Source organism: Thioalkalivibrio sp. K90mix, assembly GCF_000025545.1.
Lineage (GTDB): Bacteria > Pseudomonadota > Gammaproteobacteria > Ectothiorhodospirales > Ectothiorhodospiraceae > Thioalkalivibrio.
The window spans coordinates 1,846,281-1,862,056 of record NC_013889.1 but is presented as its reverse complement, the minus strand read 5'-3'; the positions used below and the strand labels follow the sequence as shown (position 1 = coordinate 1,862,056).

General features: G+C 66.9%; 16 protein-coding genes. 8 read left to right on the top strand and 8 right to left on the bottom strand.

Going from position 1 to position 15,776, the window contains the following annotated elements:
* Positions 1-6: 6 nt before the first annotated feature.
* Positions 7-1,164 carry an MFS transporter gene (locus TK90_RS08740; protein ID WP_012983106.1) on the top strand — a complete coding sequence of 386 codons (1,158 nt, stop codon included), beginning with the start codon at positions 7-9 and terminating at the stop codon, positions 1,162-1,164.
* Between the two features lie 18 nt (positions 1,165-1,182).
* Here TK90_RS08740 and TK90_RS08735 read toward each other — a convergent pair whose 3' ends face one another.
* Positions 1,183-1,617, bottom strand: a complete 435-nt coding sequence (locus TK90_RS08735) for an SRPBCC family protein (RefSeq protein ID WP_012983105.1) — start codon at positions 1,615-1,617, stop codon at positions 1,183-1,185.
* 113 nt (positions 1,618-1,730) lie between these two features.
* Here TK90_RS08735 and TK90_RS08730 point away from each other — a divergent pair, with 113 nt between their 5' ends.
* Complete coding sequence (locus TK90_RS08730) at positions 1,731-2,180, top strand: hypothetical protein (protein WP_012983104.1); 450 nt, start codon at positions 1,731-1,733, stop codon at positions 2,178-2,180.
* Between the two features lie 326 nt (positions 2,181-2,506).
* Here the strand turns inward: TK90_RS08730 and TK90_RS08725 are convergent, their stop codons facing one another.
* From TK90_RS08725 to TK90_RS08705, 5 genes are all read right to left on the bottom strand, one after another.
* Positions 2,507-2,932, bottom strand: coding sequence for a DUF1841 family protein (locus TK90_RS08725; RefSeq protein WP_012983103.1), 426 nt, complete (start codon positions 2,930-2,932; stop codon positions 2,507-2,509).
* A gap of 28 nt (positions 2,933-2,960) precedes the next feature.
* Positions 2,961-3,608 (bottom strand): endonuclease III, encoded by a 648-nt coding sequence (gene nth, locus TK90_RS08720; RefSeq protein WP_012983102.1) that lies wholly within the window; start codon positions 3,606-3,608, stop codon positions 2,961-2,963.
* Between the two features lie 67 nt (positions 3,609-3,675).
* Positions 3,676-4,113, bottom strand: coding sequence for a hypothetical protein (locus TK90_RS08715; protein WP_012983101.1), 438 nt, complete (start codon positions 4,111-4,113; stop codon positions 3,676-3,678).
* Positions 4,114-4,204: 91 nt separating this feature from the next.
* On the bottom strand, positions 4,205-7,399 hold the full coding sequence (locus tag TK90_RS08710) for an efflux RND transporter permease subunit (RefSeq protein WP_012983100.1): 3,195 nt from the start codon (positions 7,397-7,399) through the stop codon (positions 4,205-4,207).
* Positions 7,392-8,711 (bottom strand): efflux RND transporter periplasmic adaptor subunit, encoded by a 1,320-nt coding sequence (locus TK90_RS08705; protein WP_012983099.1) that lies wholly within the window; start codon positions 8,709-8,711, stop codon positions 7,392-7,394. Before TK90_RS08705 ends, TK90_RS08710 begins: the two co-directional genes overlap by 8 nt.
* Before the next feature lie 167 nt (positions 8,712-8,878).
* On the opposite strand from TK90_RS08705, the gene TK90_RS08700 reads away from it, so the two are divergent.
* Entirely contained in the window at positions 8,879-9,427 is a 549-nt protein-coding gene (locus TK90_RS08700) for a copper chaperone PCu(A)C (protein ID WP_012983098.1), read from the top strand.
* 23 nt (positions 9,428-9,450) lie between these two features.
* Here the strand turns inward: TK90_RS08700 and TK90_RS08695 are convergent, their stop codons facing one another.
* Together TK90_RS08695 and TK90_RS08690 are read right to left on the bottom strand one after the other, a co-directional pair.
* On the bottom strand, positions 9,451-10,320 hold the full coding sequence (locus tag TK90_RS08695) for a peptidylprolyl isomerase (RefSeq protein ID WP_012983097.1): 870 nt from the start codon (positions 10,318-10,320) through the stop codon (positions 9,451-9,453).
* Between the two features lie 2 nt (positions 10,321-10,322).
* The gene (locus TK90_RS08690; protein WP_012983096.1) at positions 10,323-10,619 is read right to left on the bottom strand and encodes a YciI family protein; all 297 of its coding nucleotides are present in this window, start codon (positions 10,617-10,619) and stop codon (positions 10,323-10,325) included.
* Positions 10,620-10,730: 111 nt separating this feature from the next.
* Between TK90_RS08690 and TK90_RS08685 the strand changes: the two genes are divergently transcribed.
* Genes TK90_RS08685 through scpB form a run of 5 tightly spaced genes read left to right on the top strand, consistent with a single transcriptional unit; the run spans position 10,731 to position 15,575 of the window.
* Positions 10,731-11,345 carry an L-threonylcarbamoyladenylate synthase gene (locus TK90_RS08685; protein WP_012983095.1) on the top strand — a complete coding sequence of 205 codons (615 nt, stop codon included), beginning with the start codon at positions 10,731-10,733 and terminating at the stop codon, positions 11,343-11,345.
* A 30-nt stretch (positions 11,346-11,375) separates the two neighbouring features.
* Positions 11,376-12,737 carry a DUF945 family protein gene (locus TK90_RS08680; RefSeq protein ID WP_012983094.1) on the top strand — a complete coding sequence of 454 codons (1,362 nt, stop codon included), beginning with the start codon at positions 11,376-11,378 and terminating at the stop codon, positions 12,735-12,737.
* A gap of 44 nt (positions 12,738-12,781) precedes the next feature.
* Positions 12,782-14,002: a tryptophan--tRNA ligase gene (locus tag TK90_RS08675; RefSeq protein WP_012983093.1), complete on the top strand. Its 1,221-nt coding sequence runs from the start codon at positions 12,782-12,784 to the stop codon at positions 14,000-14,002.
* A gap of 32 nt (positions 14,003-14,034) precedes the next feature.
* Entirely contained in the window at positions 14,035-14,892 is an 858-nt protein-coding gene (locus TK90_RS08670) for a ScpA family protein (protein WP_012983092.1), read from the top strand.
* Positions 14,889-15,575, top strand: coding sequence for an SMC-Scp complex subunit ScpB (gene scpB / locus TK90_RS08665; RefSeq protein WP_012983091.1), 687 nt, complete (start codon positions 14,889-14,891; stop codon positions 15,573-15,575). The genes TK90_RS08670 and scpB overlap by 4 nt, the downstream gene beginning before the upstream one ends.
* Positions 15,576-15,776 lie beyond the last annotated feature (201 nt).

The window sequence follows — 15,776 nt, the reverse complement described above, 5'->3', positions numbered from 1 at the left end:
GTTCCGGTGATCCCCAGCGCGCGCCTTTCCACGGTCTACTTCTTCTATTTCGCCAGCCTCGGCGCGTTCATGCCGTTCTGGGGCCCGTATCTGTCCGAGGCCGGTTTTAGCGGATCGCAGATCGGCGAGTTGATGGCGATCGTGCTCGCCACCAAGATCATTGCACCCAACGTCTGGGGCTGGCTGGCCGACCGCGCCGGCGCGCACATGCCGATTACACGCTGGGGAGCGTTTGGCGGAGTGATCGCCTTTGCCGGGGTACTGCTGTACACCGGCTACTGGTGGCTGGCCGTGGTGATGGCGGCCTTCAGCTTCTTCTGGAATGCAATCCTCCCGCAGTTCGAGGCGACCACGATGCGTACCCTGGGTTGCGATGCCCATCGCTACGCGCTGGTGCGGCTGTGGGGGTCGGTCGGGTTTATCGTCGCGGTCGCGCTGCTGGGCTGGGCCTTCGACCATATCGACATCGCCTGGCTGCCCTGGATCGTGCTCGGGATCTTCGCAGCCCTCTGGCTGGCGACGCTCTGGGTGCGCGAGCCCGTGCGCGACCTGGAACAGGACAACAACGTCCCGGCGCTGGTCGCGGTACTCAAGCGGCCCGAGGTGATCGCGCTGTTTGCGGCCTGCTTTTTCATGCAGGCGAGCCACGGGCCGTACTACGCGTTCTTCACGCTGTACCTGGAGGAGGCCGGGTTCTCGCGGGCGGTGGCCGGCCAGCTGTGGGCGCTCGGGGTGGCGGCGGAGGTGGTGCTGTTCCTGCTGATGCCGAGGCTGATCCTGCGCTTCGGCGCCTGGTTCCTGGTGTCGGTGGCGCTGGTGCTGACCACCCTGCGCTGGGGGCTCCTGGCCGCGATCCCCGACTCGTTGCCCATGCTGTTGTTCATCCAGGCCCTGCATGCGGCGAGCTACGGCGTCTATCACGCCGCCGCCATCTCGCTGATCCATTACTTCTTCCCCGGGCGGCTACAAGGGCGCGGGCAGGCCCTGTATTCCTCCCTGGCATTCGGGATGGGGGGTGCGGCGGGGAGCCTGGTCGCGGGCTATCTCTGGGACGGCATCAGCCCGGCCTCGGTCTATGTGTTCGCGGCATGTCTGGCGGCGGCTGGTGTGCTGGCGTCGGTATACGGGGAGTGGCGCCACAGGACACCGGTGCGTACGCCATAGGCCGCCCGGCTTGAAGCGTCAGGAGCGACCGTTCTCGACATCGAGCCGGTGTTGCACCCGGGTCATTAACTGACCGGAGACGCGTTCGACCAGCGAGTGCGCGGCGCGGCGCACCGCGGCCTCCAGCAGCGGGCTGCCCAGGCGGTATTGCAGCTCGAACGCCACCTGCGTGTGGCCAGGCTCGCCGGGGCTCAGGCGGTAGCTGCCCCGATTCTGGATGCCGCGGATCGAGCGCCAGGCGAAATACTCCGGACGCGCGGCCTCGCAGACCTCCACATCGAAATGCAGCTTCATCCCCGCCGCGCGGATGGTCCAGCGGTAGCGCGCGTCCCCCAGCGGTTCGATATGCTCGACGTTGTCGCACAGATCGACAAAGTTGGGCACGTGGCTCAACAGGTCGAAGACCTGCTCCGGTTCCGCGTGCAGAGAGGTATTGTGAGTGAGCTGACGCATCGTCCGGGCGTTGGGAAGAGTGTTGCTGTTCAGAGGCTCGCGCAGGCCGTGGGTTCCATGCAAGGGAGTCGACGGCGGGCTACGATGACGATTCACCCCTACCGGTTACCGCGATGTCCGCCCCGTCCGCCCTCGAACCCGAGTTTCTCAAGCGCTTTCAGGCGGGCAGTACCGGTGTGCTGCACTGGAATGACCTGGATGCCGTGTGGGCCCGGCTGCGCGAACAGGCGGACGATCACTGGTACATCTATGCCGTGGGCGATGCAGTGCCGCAGGCGCCGGTCTCGGCGGAGGACTTTCGGCGTTTCCTGGAGGAGGTCGATCACTTGCTGCGGCAGGATCATGACGAGGATTACTGCGGCATCGTCTATGTCGACGATCGTGATGCCCCAAGCTTTGTGAAGATCTTCGACCCGAACCACCTGGGGGCCAGTTGTGGCTCCTCGGGGCTGAGGATACTGCCCGGCTGGGTGCTCTCGCGGGTCCCACCGGTGGACCTGCAGGCCGCGATCCCCCCGACCGGCAGCCGCCGGCGCTGGTGGCAGCGCCTGTTCTCGCGTTAGACCAGCGTTTCCCTAGGGAGACGCTGATTGAATCGCGCGTCCGCGCTCGAGTCGCTTTTGCGTGCGAACAAGGCGCGGTGACTGCCGTGCAGTCATTCTGCACAAGGGAACCGCAACGCTGTGCGCGCGCCCGTTCTTGATAACAACGGGCGGCCGAGCCCCTGCTTTCAATGGCTTGTGGGGTTGGCGCCCCCTGTTCCCCGATCCTGCGTTGCGCCCCGAATCCATCAAGAACGGGCGGGTAGAACCACTACCCGCTGCCAGAGGCGCCTTGTCTCGGAAAACAGGGGGCACCAACGCGGACGTGCGATTCAATCAGCGTCTCCCTAGCGCGCTGCGAGGCGCTGGATGCACTCGAGGTAGGCATTCTGGTCCGGCGGCGTGTTGTTGCGCTGGGCCTCCCACAGGGCCTGGCCCAGGCATTCCATCATCCGGTGCTCGGCATCCATCACGCCAAAGCGGGCGCACAGGCTCGCGTGTGCGGCCTGGATGCCGGCGGGGCGGTCGGTGCGCGCCTGATCGCGCAGGCTCAGATGCATCGCCATGTGCAGGAACGGGTTGGAGGTGCCCAGCTCCGGCGGGAATTCGCCAGTCAGCGCGGTCTCGCGGTCCTTGATGAATTCGTGGTACTCGGGGTGTTCTGAGATCACGTCCACCAGCTGCTGTTCCAGGTCGGTCAGCGTCTCGCCGGCCTGCGCCTTGTGCCAGGCGTCGACGAACTGGGTGCGGATCTGGTCGCGGTTGCCGTACATGGGGTGTTCCTCGAAGGTATGGGGGTGGTCAGGCGCCGATGGGTGGCGGCGTCTTCGCCTTGTATTCGCACAGGTCCTCGATCGGACAGCGCCAGCATTCGGGCTTGCGCGCCTTGCAGACATAGCGTCCGTGCAGGATCAGCCAGTGGTGGGCGTCCTGCAAATAGGGCTTTGGCGTCAGCCGCATCAGCCGCTTCTCGACCTCCAGCACGTTCTTGCCGGGCGCCAGTCCGGTGCGGTTGGCGACCCGGAAGATGTGGGTGTCCACCGCGATGGTGGGTACGCCGAAGGCGGTATTCAGGACGACGTTCGCGGTCTTGCGGCCCACCCCCGGCAGGGCCTCCAGCGACTTGCGGTCGCGCGGAACCTCGCCGCCGTGCTGGTCGACCAGGATGCGGCAGGTCTTGATCACGTTCTCGGCCTTGGCGTTGTACAGGCCGATGGTCTTGATGTGTTCCTTTAACCCGTCCAGCCCCAGCGCGAGGATCGCCTCGGGCGTGTTGGCGGCGGGGTAGAGGCGGCGGGTGGCCTTGTTCACGCCGACATCCGTGGCCTGGGCCGACAGGATGACTGCGATCAAAAGTTCGAAGGGCGTGTTGTATTCGAGCTCGGTGGTCGGCTCGGGGTTCGCCGCCTTCAGGCGTTCGAAGATGGCTTCACGCTTCGCGGCGTTCATTAATCAGTGTTTCCCTAAACAAACCGGCCCCGCAGGGCGGGGCCGGATGCTGCGGCAAGGCTGCCGATCAGACGTGGCGGAACAGACCGACGTCCGGGGCCGCTTCGCGCGGGTTGGACTCGGCTTCCTTCTCCAGGTCCTTGATCATTTTGGCGTGCTTCTCTTCGAGATCGTGCATCGCCTTTTCGTCCATCTTCGGGAAGATGACGTCGCGGATGAACGAGCCCAGCTCGTCCAGGCAGCTCGGCCAGTACTTGCCGTTCAGATGGAACGAGTGGTGGGCATGGGTGCCCATCGGATAGCTGTCGAACTTGGTGATCATGGTGTAGGAGAGATCGGCGTCCTTCTCGACGAAGTCCTTGGCCCAGTCGTACCACCACTTGTAGTACTTCTCCTGCAGGTCCTCGTTGAACCCGTGGTTTTCGAAAAAGGCGGCGATGGTGCCGCGCGGGGCGAGGCCGTAGCGCGTGCCGCGCTTACCAGCAAACGGGAAATGTCCAGCCATGCCTATCTCCTGGGACGTTTGGATTGCCGGGGCCAGGCCCCGGTGAAACGGAATTCGTGGCGCCGGAAGTTTACTCGCTGGCGAGCGAGAATCAAGAAACGCGTGCCTCGGTGGCCTCCGCGCGTCCGAAGCGCCCCTCGTACAGGCGCAGCAGGGCGGGGATCACGAACAGCACCAGCAGGGTCGCGAAGGCCAGTCCGAACACGATCGAGATCGCCATCGGGATCAGGAACTGGGCCTGCACCGAGCGCTCGAACAGCAGGGGTGTAAGCCCGGCGATGGTGGTGACCGAGGTCAGGATGACCGCACGCAGGCGCTGACAGGCGGCCTCTACGATCGCCTCGCGCAGAGCGAGTCCGGTCTCCCGCAGCCCCTGGTAGAAGCTGACCAGGATGATCGAGTTGTTGACCACGATCCCGGTCAGTCCGAACAGGCCGAACAGTGACAGGATGGTGAGCTCCACACCCATCACCCAGTGCCCGAACAGTGCGCCGAGAATCCCGAACGGGATGATTGCCATCACGATCAGCGGCCAGCCCCAGGAGGCGAACACCCAGGCCAGCACGATGTACATCAGCCCTAGCGCCAGCAGCAGGCCCATCCGCATGTCGGCAAAGGTCTCTTCCTGGTCGGCCGCGCGCCCTTCGAAGGAGTACTCGACGCCATAGCGGACAGCCAGCTCGTCCAGCGGCCCGTCCTCGAGTGCCGCCCGGATACGGGCGGCGTTGTTCACCGCCCGATCCACCTCGGTCGAGACCTGAATGGCCAGCCGCGTATCGGCGTGGCGCAGGGTCTCGAACCCCTGGCGTGAACGCAGTTCCACGACGTCGTCCAGTGGCACGAAGGCCCCGTCCGGCAGGCGCAGGTTCAGCCGCTCCAGACTCTCGCTGCGGTGGCGCTCGCCATCCGGCAGTCGTACGCGAACCTCCACTTCCTCCAGCCCGTCCTGATAGAGCTGGGCGAGGTAGCCATCAAAGGCGTTGCGCAGCTGCAACCCGACCGATTCGGTCGTCAGCCCGACCGCGCGGCCCTCGGGCTTCAGCTGAAATACGAACTGCTCGCGCCCGAACGGGGTGTCGTCGCTGGTGGCGAAGGTCCCGGGGAAGTCGTCCAGCATGTCGGCCAGTTCCAGCGCCGCCTCCTTCAGTACATGCGGGTCGTCCCCGGTCAGGCGGATATCGAGGTCACGCCCGGGCGGACCGGTCTGGCGCTCGTCGATGGAGAAGTTCTCGATTCCAGGGGCCTGGCGGATGCGGTCCTCCCATTCGCGGATGAACTCGCGATTGCGCACGGTCCGTTCTTCCGGCGAGACCAGTTCCACCTGGATGTTGCCGAACTGCTCCCCCTTGGGCGCATTGCCATCGCCCGGGTCGATCCCCTTGCCGAGGCGGGTCACGGAGGTGCGCACGAGGTTGCCGCCCAATGCCTCCTCGGTCTCCTCAAGAGCGCGCTCGGCGTGGATCAGGAACGACTCCACCCGCTCCGGCGGGGTGCCGGCGACGAAGTTCACCCCGGCGTTGACGATGGTGCCCTCGGGCGAGGGGAAGAAGGTGAAGCCGATGCGGCCACTGGCGGCCAGACCAATGGCCAGGATCAGCGCGCCCACGGCCAGTGCCAGGGTGACGCCCGCGTGGTCCACCGAGTGCGTAACAGCGCGGCGGAACGGGCCATTTCTCAGCCGTTCGAAGCCGGCGTCGAAGCGCGCCCGCAGGCTGTTCGGGGCGGGCTCCTTGAGCCGATGCATCACACCCTTCAGGTGGGCCGGCAGGATCAGGAACGCAATCAGCAGGGTCGCCACGATCACGCAGATCACCACCAGCGGGATGTCGAACAGGATGTTTCCGATCACCCCGCCGATCAGCATCAGCGGCATGAAGGCGGCGACCGTGGTCAGCGAGGCTGCGATCACCGGACCGACCATGCGCCGGGCGCCGTCGCGCGCGGCCCGGCCCGCGTCCAGCCCGCGCTGGTGCAGGCTGTAGGCATGCTCCGAGACCACGATCGCGTTGTCGACGATGATCCCCAGCGACATGATGAAGCCGAACAGCGAGATCATGTTGATCGAGCCGCCCACCAGCCACAGCACGACAAACGCGGCGGTGAACGCGATGGGGATGCCCAGCGCCACGCGTAGCGCGACATGCCGGTTGAGGAACAAAAACAGAATCCCCAGCACCAGCATCAGGCCGCCGAGGCCGTTTTTCAGCAGCAGGTTGATGCGCTCGGCCAGCAGTTCCCAGAAGGCATCCATCACCTGGAGATCCACTCCCGGGGGCAGGGCGGGTTTGGTCTCCTCCAGCCAGTCTTCGAGGACGCGCGCGGCCTCCAGCGAGTCACCCGTCTCCGAGCGCAGCAGCTGCATCTCGATAGCGGGCTTGCCGTTGGCACGGGTGCGTACCTCGCCATCGCGCGGGCGCAGTTCGATGTCGGCGATATCGCCCAGCCTGATCCGCCCCAGATCGGTGTCGCCGCGCAGGATCAGCCGCTCGAAGCCGACAACATCGCGGGCCTGCTCCAGGCTGCGAATCTGGCGCGCGGTATCGTCGCGCCCGACCGAGCCGGCGGGGAAGTCCTGCGCCATCTCGCGGATCTGCGCACCGATCTGGTCCAGCGTCATGTCCAGTCGATAGAGCTCGCGCGCCGGCACCTGGATGGCCATCTCGTCTTCAGTCAGCCCGGTGAACTCGATCTGGGCGATCCCGGCATCCAGCAGTTCACGTTCGAACTGCCGGGCCAGCCGGCGCAGCTGCTGCGGGTCTTCCGGGCCGGTGATCAGCAGCCGCGCCACGGGCTCGTAGCGGATGATCCGTTTGACCACCGGGGTTTCCGCGTCTTCCGGCAGATTGCGCTGCTGGTCGACGCGGTCGTTGACCTGCTCGGCGGCCCGCGTCATGTCGGTGCCCGCCTCGAACTCCAGCGTGACCACGCCGACGCCCAGCGCAGAGGTCGAGGTCATGTTGCGCAGGCCGTCCACGGTGCGCAGGTCCTGCTCCAGGGGATCGATGATCGCCTGTTCCACGTCCTCCGCACTGGCGCCGCTCCAGACCACTTCCACGATCATGAAGTCCAGTTCGAAGTTCGGGAAGAACTGGGTGTTCAGCTTGGTCAGCGCGAACGCCCCGGCCAGCAGCATCAGCGCAATCAGCAGATTCGCGGCCAGGCGGTGTTCCAGGAACAGCTGAATGGGACCACGCGGTGGCTGGCCGTTGTCGCGCGATCCCCCGCCGGGCATCGGGCGCTCGTTCGGGCCGTCGCCGGCGCGCTGGCCGGGATCGGCGTCAGTCATCGTTCGGGTCCTGTTCCCCGTTGCTGTCGGAGGCGCGCGGGATCGCGGCATCGCGGTCCGGGCGTTCGCCGGGCTCCTCGACCTCGACCTTCAGCCCGTCCACGGCATTCGGCAGGCGGGTGGCGACCAGGATATCGCCCGTCTCCAGATCCGGGTGGCGGATCAGCGCCCGGACGTCCCCGGCGTCGGTCACGAACTCGCCGAGACGCTCGACCCGCAGCGACTGCATGCGGTCATCCACGACGCGGAAGATCTGGTCGCGGCCGTAGAGGGCCTCGTAGGGCACGGCGACACTGTCGGCCTCGGCCGGCAGGCGGAGCGTCAACTCGACGAAGCGGTTGAGGTTCAGCGCCGAATGACCCTCGCGTACCTCGAAGACGCCGCGCGTCCCGGCTTCGCCCGCGCGCGTCTCGCCTTCCAGGCGTGCCAGTTCCGTGCGCACCGTGCGCCCGCCCACCCGGGCATGGGCAGTCAGCTCCTCGCCCGCGTCCAGCAGTTCCTCGATGCGCGGGAGGATGTAGGCCGGGATGCTGGCGCGAATCTCCAGGTCGTCGAGCGCGAACAGGCGCACCAGCGGGTCGCCCGGGCGTGCACGCTCGCCGACGGCCACCTCGACTTCGACTATCCGGGCATCGAAGGGTGCGGTGATCGTGGTGCGCTCGAGATCGATGTGCGCCTGATCCTCGGCAGCCCGCGCGCGCTCCAGGCGGGCCTCTGCCTGGGCCATGCGCATCGGGGCATCGGCCATCGCCTGCTCGCGGTTGTCCAACGTCAGGCTGGCCTGTTCCAGGGCCTCCCGGGCTGTGTCCACGTCGGTCTCGGAGCCGAGATCGCGTTCGCGCAGGTTCTGCGCCCGGCGCAGCCCACGCTCGGCGATCTCCAGGAGTTCGCGTTCGCGCACCAGGGCCTCGCGATCGAAGCGGGCGCGGATCTCCTCGCTCTCTTTTGCGCCCTCGAGCTCACGGCGTTCGGCCGTGCGCTGGACGAGCAGCAGTTCCGCCTCGCGCGGGTCGATGCGCAACAGGGTTTCGCCAGCCTCCATGCGCGCCCCGATCCGGGCTGGGACGGCTTCGATCTCGCCCTCCACGGCTGCGCGCAGGGTGGCCGTCTGGGCCGACGCGCTGCGCCCGTTCAGCAGGATGCCTGGGTGGTGTTCGCCCAACTCGGCCACCAGCCCCTGCACCGGCCAGGTCCGCTCGGTGGCCTCCGGCGCAGGCGCCTCGGGGCCCGTCGCACGCAATACGAGGAAGCCCACGATCGCAGCGGCGAGGATCAGCAAGGGGGGCAGGGCACGTCGAAGAAGGCGCGGCATGGTGTTCTCGGTCGGATGGGGCAGGGCCGGTCGGTTGGAGGCACTAAAGGGTCGGAGGGTTCCTTCCCGGCGCGTTATTCTAAGCGAATTGTCTGTGTGCGCGACCGCGCCTCCTCGATGATCCTCGCTGGGTTAGTATGCGGCCAGCCACACATCTGGAGAGCGCGATGATGAAACTCGGCGTATTACGAAATCTCGGGGCCGTCGCCCTGGTCCTTGGCCTCGGTGTGGGCGGTGGTACCACGATGGCCGAGGAGGCCCCGGAGGCGTGCGAATGCCTGGAAGGGCTGGAGATGGAAGGCACGCCATGGGTGCGCCTGGTACCGGGGGATACCACCGCCGGCTACCTGGAGCTGCGCAATACCGGCGGGTCCGATCGCCGCATCGTGGCCGCCGAGTCGCCGATCGCCGAGACTACCGAATTGCACGAGCACACCCACGAGGATGGCGTGATGCGCATGCGCGAGGTCGAACACCTGGATCTGCCCGCGGGCGAGGCCCTGGTGCTGGAGCCGGGCGGCCTGCACCTGATGTTCATCGGTCTGCACGAGCCGCTGACGGCCGGTGACTGGGTCGCCGTACGTGTGACCTTCGAGGACGGCGAGACCATGGATCTGCACATGCAGGTCCGCCGCGGCGAGGCCGAGGAGGGTGCCGGGCACGATCACATGGAACACGATGACGCGGGTCACGGGCACGGCGGTCACGGGCACTGACGCGCCCGCCCGAACGGGCCGAATCAGTTCTCCGGCCGGTTCGGGATCTCGATCGTCGCCTCGGCGCGCAGGGCCTCCAGCTTTTCCTGAATGGCGCGGCTTTCCAGGATCTCGATGATCTCGGCGCGCACCTCGTCCAGCGGCGGGACTTCCACCTCGCGGGTGTCGTCCAGACGGATCAGGTGCCAGCCAAACTGGGACTGCACGGGCGCGTCGGTGGTCTCGCCGGGTTCCAGGGCCTCGGTGGCGGCGGCGAATTCCGGCACCATGCCATCGGGCGTGAACCAGCCCAGGTCCCCGCCCCGGGCGGCGGATCCCGGGTCGATGGAGTGCTCCTCGGCCAGCTCCGCAAAATCGGCCCCGTCGTCCAGTTGTGCCAGCAGCTCGCGCGCGCTGTCTTCGTCCTCGACCAGGATGTGACGCGCGCGGTACTCCGTGCCGCGCAGGTATTCGACCTGGCGCTCGTATTCCGCTTCCACGTCCTCTTCGCTGATCTCGAGCTCCTCGGCGATGCGCTCCATCAGCATCGAAGCCAGCAGATTGGTCTCGACCATCTTCAGGATGCGCTGGATCTCGGGGTCGTCGCCCAGCCCGCGCTTCAACGCCTCCTGGCGTAGCAGCTCCAGGCTGATGACCTCGTCCAGCACGCCTTCGCCCTGCGTGGCCAACCCCGGATCCTCGTCCATGCCGGCATAGGTGAACAGGTCGGCGCGGGTGATCGCGCGATCGTTAACGATGGCGACCGTGTCCTCGTCATCGGTATCGGTGATGACCGTGTCGAGCTCGCTAGCCTCTTCGTCGGGCAGCGGCAGACCCTCGTCGCCATTCCCGCAGGCGGCCAGAAGGCCCGCGAGGGCGAGAGTGGCAACGAGCGCGGCGGGACGGGTACGCATGATCAAAACACCTGCTTGAAAGGACGAACGTCCACCGAGGTATAGACCCCCGCGGCGACATAGGGGTCGGCGTCGGCCCAGTCGTGGGCGGCCTCCAGCGACGGAAACTCGGCCACGATCAGGCTGCCGGTGAACCCGGCGGGGCCCGGGTCGTTGCTGTCAATCGCCGGCAGCGGACCGGCCAGGACCAGGCGACCGGCGTCGTGCAGCGCCTGCAGGCGGGCGACGTGTTCCGGCCGCGCGGCGAGGCGGGCATCCAGCGAGTCGGGCGCGTCCTGGCCCTGGATCATGTAGAGCATTGATCGGCGTCTCCGTGGGTTGGGACGTAAATTCTAACGCAGCCAGACCGCCTTATAAGCGGCGCCCACCATGCGCTACACTGCGCGCCTTGTCATCAGTGGCCCGACTTCATGATCGCGATACACCCCGAAAACCCGCAGCCCCGGTTGGTCCGGCAGGTCCTGGATCGGCTGCACGAGGGCACCGTGATCGCGATCCCGACCGATGCCTGCTATGCCCTGGCCTGTTTGCCGGGCGACAAGGCCGGCGCCGACCGTATCCGCCGCATTCGCCAGGTCGACGAGACCCATCACCTCACGCTGCTGTGCCGGGATCTCTCGGAGCTTGGCGTCTATGCCAAGGTCGACAACACGGCCTTTCGCCTGATGAAAGGCCTGACGCCCGGGCCCTATACCTTCATCCTGCCGGCCACGCGCGAGGTGCCGCGCCGCCTGCAGCACCCCAAGCGGCGCACCATTGGCCTGCGCGTTCCGGACAGCCGCATCGTCTCGGCGCTGCTGGAGGAACTGGGATCGCCGCTGATGACCGCGACGCTGCAACTGCCGGGCGAGGATCTGCCGCTGAGCGAGCCCTGGGTGATCGACGAGCGGCTGTCAAAGGTCGTGGACGAAGTCGTCGATGGCGGGGCCGGCACCCTGGAGCCGACGAGCGTGATCGACCTGACCGGTGACGTACCGGAGATCATCCGTCACGGTGTCGGCGACGTGGCGTTTCTTGAGGAATAGCAGGGGCATGGAGGCCCGGGGAGATGCGTGATGCGTAAATGGATCGTGCTGGTACTGGTGTTGCTGATCGTGGTCGCCGCCTGGCCGGTGTTTGTCGGTGGGCAGGTCGAGCGCAACGTGACCGAGGCCCAGCAGGCACGCATCGGCGAGGTGGATCTGCGCCACGAGATGGTCGAATACCGGCGCAGCTATCGCACCGCGACCGCTCGCAGCGAGCTGACGCTCAATGACGGCGAGACCGAACTGGTCATTCCGCTGGAACATCGGGTACGCCACGGCGTGCTCGGCGCCCGCGGCGAATCGAACGTGGACCTGGGTGCCCTCGAGGCCCCGGAGGGCTCGCTCGCGGCCCATCTGCTGCACGAGCTCGATCTGGTCGTGCAGACGCACGCCGGCATGGGTGGTCGTCTGACTACGCGTGTGCAGTTCGAGCCCCTGACGCTGGACCTGATGGAGGTCCCGGATGTGGCCGACCGTGTTGATGGCGAAGGGCCGTTGTGGCTCGAGCTGGATGCGGGCCAGGGGCGCTTTGCCTGGTCGGCGGAGCAGCTGCTGCTGAGCCTGGACCTGCCCGCACTGCGTCTGCATGACGACGAGGCGGACCTGCGAGTGGAGCAGGGCCGTTTTGCGACCGTGTTTGAACCAGACGAGGATGGCATCTACGGCCGCCTGCCCGATTACGAGGGCGGCCTGGCGGCCGCGCAGCTGCGCTTTCGCGACGAGCAGGGCGAGATGGAGCTGACCCGGCCGCGGGTGAATGCCTTCCAGAAGACCAATAACGATCGCCTGGACAGCCGCCTGCGCCTGGAGATCGACGAGGTCCGCCTGCGCGAGGCGGACGCCGACGTGCTGGAACTCGAGACTGTCGATCTCCAGTTTGCGATGCTGCGCTGGGATCGCCCGGCACTGCTGCAGATGATCCAGGACCTGGAGGTGTTGCAGGAGCGTGACCTCGAACGCGGGCAGCGTCTGGCGCTCGGCGGGTCGGTGATCACCGATGCGATCGAACGCATGATCGAGCACCGCCCGGCGGTCGAGCTGAAGGCCTCGTTCAACGAATCCCCCGCACGTCAGGTGGCGCTGACGACCGAGCTGGGCCTGCGCGGTGATGCGCGCGGCTTCCGCACCCGGCCGCTGGAGACGGTGGTACTGGACAGCGAACTGCGGCTCGGGCTGGAATGGGTGCGCGAGTTCGAGGCGGCCTATCCCGAGGCGGAGCTGGACGAGCGTCTCCATGCCCTGGCGGCGCAGGGCTGGCTGCAGCGGGACGCCGACGCCGAGCTCTGGCGCGGGCACCTGAATATGGAAGACGGTCGCGTGTACGTGAACGAACGCGATCGCACCGCGGCCCTGTTGGGCATGCTGTTTGCCTTGTCGGGCGGTATGTTCTGAATCGTGCCCAACGAACCCCACGAATAACGGAGAAGGAACCACTCGTGACCAGCAACCAGGGAACGAACCAGCGCGTGATCTCGGGCATGCGCCCGACCGGGCACCTGCATCTGGGCCATTATCACGGCGTCCTGAAAAACTGGATCGAGCTGCAGCACAACTACGAGTGCTTCTTCTTCGTCGCCGACTGGCACGCGCTGACCACGCACTACGAAGACCCGGGTGATCTGCAACAGCATGTCACCGAGATGGTGATCGACTGGCTGGCGGCCGGGGTGAGTCCCGGCTCCGCCACGCTGTTCGTGCAGTCGCGCGTGCCGGAGCATGCGGAGCTGCACCTGCTGCTGTCGATGATTACCCCGCTCGGCTGGCTGGAGCGCGTGCCCACGTACAAGGACCAGCAGGAACAGCTGCGCGAGAAGGATCTGGCGACCTACGGCTTTCTGGGGTACCCCGTGCTGCAGAGCGCGGATGTGCTCGCCTACCGCGCCGGCATGGTCCCGGTTGGCGAGGATCAGGTATCGCATCTGGAAGTCACGCGCGAGATCGCGCGCCGCTTCAACCATCTCTATGGCCGCGAGCCGGGGTTTGCGGAGAAGGCCGAGGCCGCGGTCGACAAGATGGGCAAAAAGGCCGCCAAGCGTTACCGCGACCTGCGCAAGCGTTTCCAGGAGCACGGCGAGGACGAGGCGCTGGAAGTGGCCCGGGCCATGCTCGAGTCGCAGCAGAACATCTCGCTGGGGGATCGTGAACGCCTGTTCGGCTACCTTGAAGGTGGTGGCAAGATCATCCTGCCGGAGCCCCAGGCCAAGCTCACGCCCACTGCGAAGATGCCGGGGCTGGACGGGCGCAAGATGTCCAAGAGCTATGGCAACACCATCAGCCTGCGCACCGAGCCGGCCGAGGTGGAAAGACTGATCCGCACCATGCCGACCGACCCGGCGCGCGTGCGCCGTACTGATCCCGGCACGCCGGAGAAGTGTCCGGTCTGGGACCTGCACCTGGTCTATACCGACGAGGCCAGCCGTGCCGAGCTGCACGAGGGCTGCACCTCGGCCGGGATCGGCTGCATCGACTGCAAGCGCCCGCTGATCGAAGAGGTGCAGGCGGAACTGGAGCCGATCCAGCAGCGCGCCAAGGAGTATGCCGAGGACCCGGCCCTGGTGCGCTCGATCATCGTCGAGGGCTCCGAGGCCGCGCGCGAAGAGGCGCGCGAGACCCTGGAAGAGGTACGCCGCGTGATGGGCCTGGATTACCTGCGATGACCCCATTCGGGAAGCTCCCACCGAGATGAGCCATGGACCCGCGCGATGAGCTGACGGACCTGGAGAACTCCGCGACGGTCGAGACCGGAGCGGAAGGCGAGTTTGTCTATCGCGTGCATGGCGAGCCGGTGGCCGAGCTGCCGGCCGATCTGTATATCCCCCCGGATGCGCTGGAGGTCTTCCTCGAATCGTTCGAGGGACCGTTGGACCTGTTGCTGTACCTGATCCGCCGGCAGAACCTCGACATCCTTGCCATCCCGATCGCCGAGATCACCCGTCAGTACATGGCGTATATCGAGGTCATGCGCGCGCTGCGCCTGGAGCTGGCCGGCGAGTATCTGGTGATGGCGGCGCTGCTTGCCGAGATCAAGTCGCGCATGCTGCTCCCGCGCCCGGTGCAGGCTGACGCGGACGAGGACACGGATCCGCGCATGGCGCTGATCCGGCAGCTGCAGGAATACGAACAGTTCAAGACCGCGGCCGAACGGCTGGACGAGATCCCGCGCATGGACCGCGACGTGTACGCCGCCGCTGCCAGCGTCGAGGCACTGGAGGGGCCGCCACCCCCGGCCCCCACGATGGACGAGTTGATGGAGGCCCTGGCCGCCGTGATGCATCGGGCCAGCCTCTCCGCACACCATCACATCTCCACCGAGCAGTTGTCGGTGCGCGAGCGCATGAGCAGTATCCTCGAGGTCCTGCACCCGGAGCGCTTTACCGACTTCGTCACGCTCCTGCTCGCCTCTGAAGGGCGCCAGGGCGTGGTGGTTTCGTTTCTCGCCGTGCTGGAGCTGACCAAGTCCGGCCTGGTGGAGTGGGGCCAGAGCGAACCCTACAGCCCGATTCGCCTGCGCCGTCGGGGTGGCCGGCCGGACACGGAGGATGCATGAACGACGTCACCAGCCCTGAGGCCCCGCAAGCCGCCACCGAGATCGACACCGACACGCTCGGGGCCATCGAACTCGCGATCGAGGCGGTCCTCTTTGCCGCCGCCGAGCCGGTCGCGCCGCGCGACCTGAAGGCCGCCTGCGAGGACCTTGGCGAGATCGATCAGCCGACACTGGACCAGGCGATTGGCCGGCTGCAGGAGCGCTATGCGGATCGCGCCATCGAACTGGTGCGCACCGCTGGCGGCTACCGCTTCCGGGTGCGGGCCCGCTTCTCGGCCACGGTCCAGGCGGCGCAGCCCGAACGCCCCGCGCGGCTGTCCCGCGCGCTGCTGGAGACGCTCGCGATCATTGCCTATCGCCAGCCGGTGACGCGCGCCGAGATCGAGGCGGTACGCGGCGTGGCAGTCAGCTCCGGCATCATGCGTACCCTGCAGGAGCGCGAATGGGTACGCGTGGTAGGGCACAAGGAGGTGCCCGGTCGGCCTGCGCTGTATGCGACGACGCGGACGTTCCTCGACGACCTGGGCCTGAAGCGGCTGGAGGAGCTGCCGCCGCTGGACGCGATCCGCGACCTGGCGGACGTCGCCTCCGACGCGGGCTTCACCCTGGCACCGCCCGAGGACGACGCCAATGGCCAGCTCCGCCTCGAGCCCGCCCCCGAATCCGACGACGACACCCGCTAGCCCACGCTCGTTCTGTCGGACCCTGGTCTTGATGTGCCGTGCTCGACTAGCTGCGGTCGTTGAGGCTGGGCCTGGTTCGGCATCCGGTGTTTACGGTGGCTTCGTCTTGCCGCCTGCCATGCGCTGTTTCGCCAGCGCGCCGCGAGTTACTTCTTTGCTCGTGCAAAGAAGTAACCAAGAAACACGCCCGGGATTCGCCCA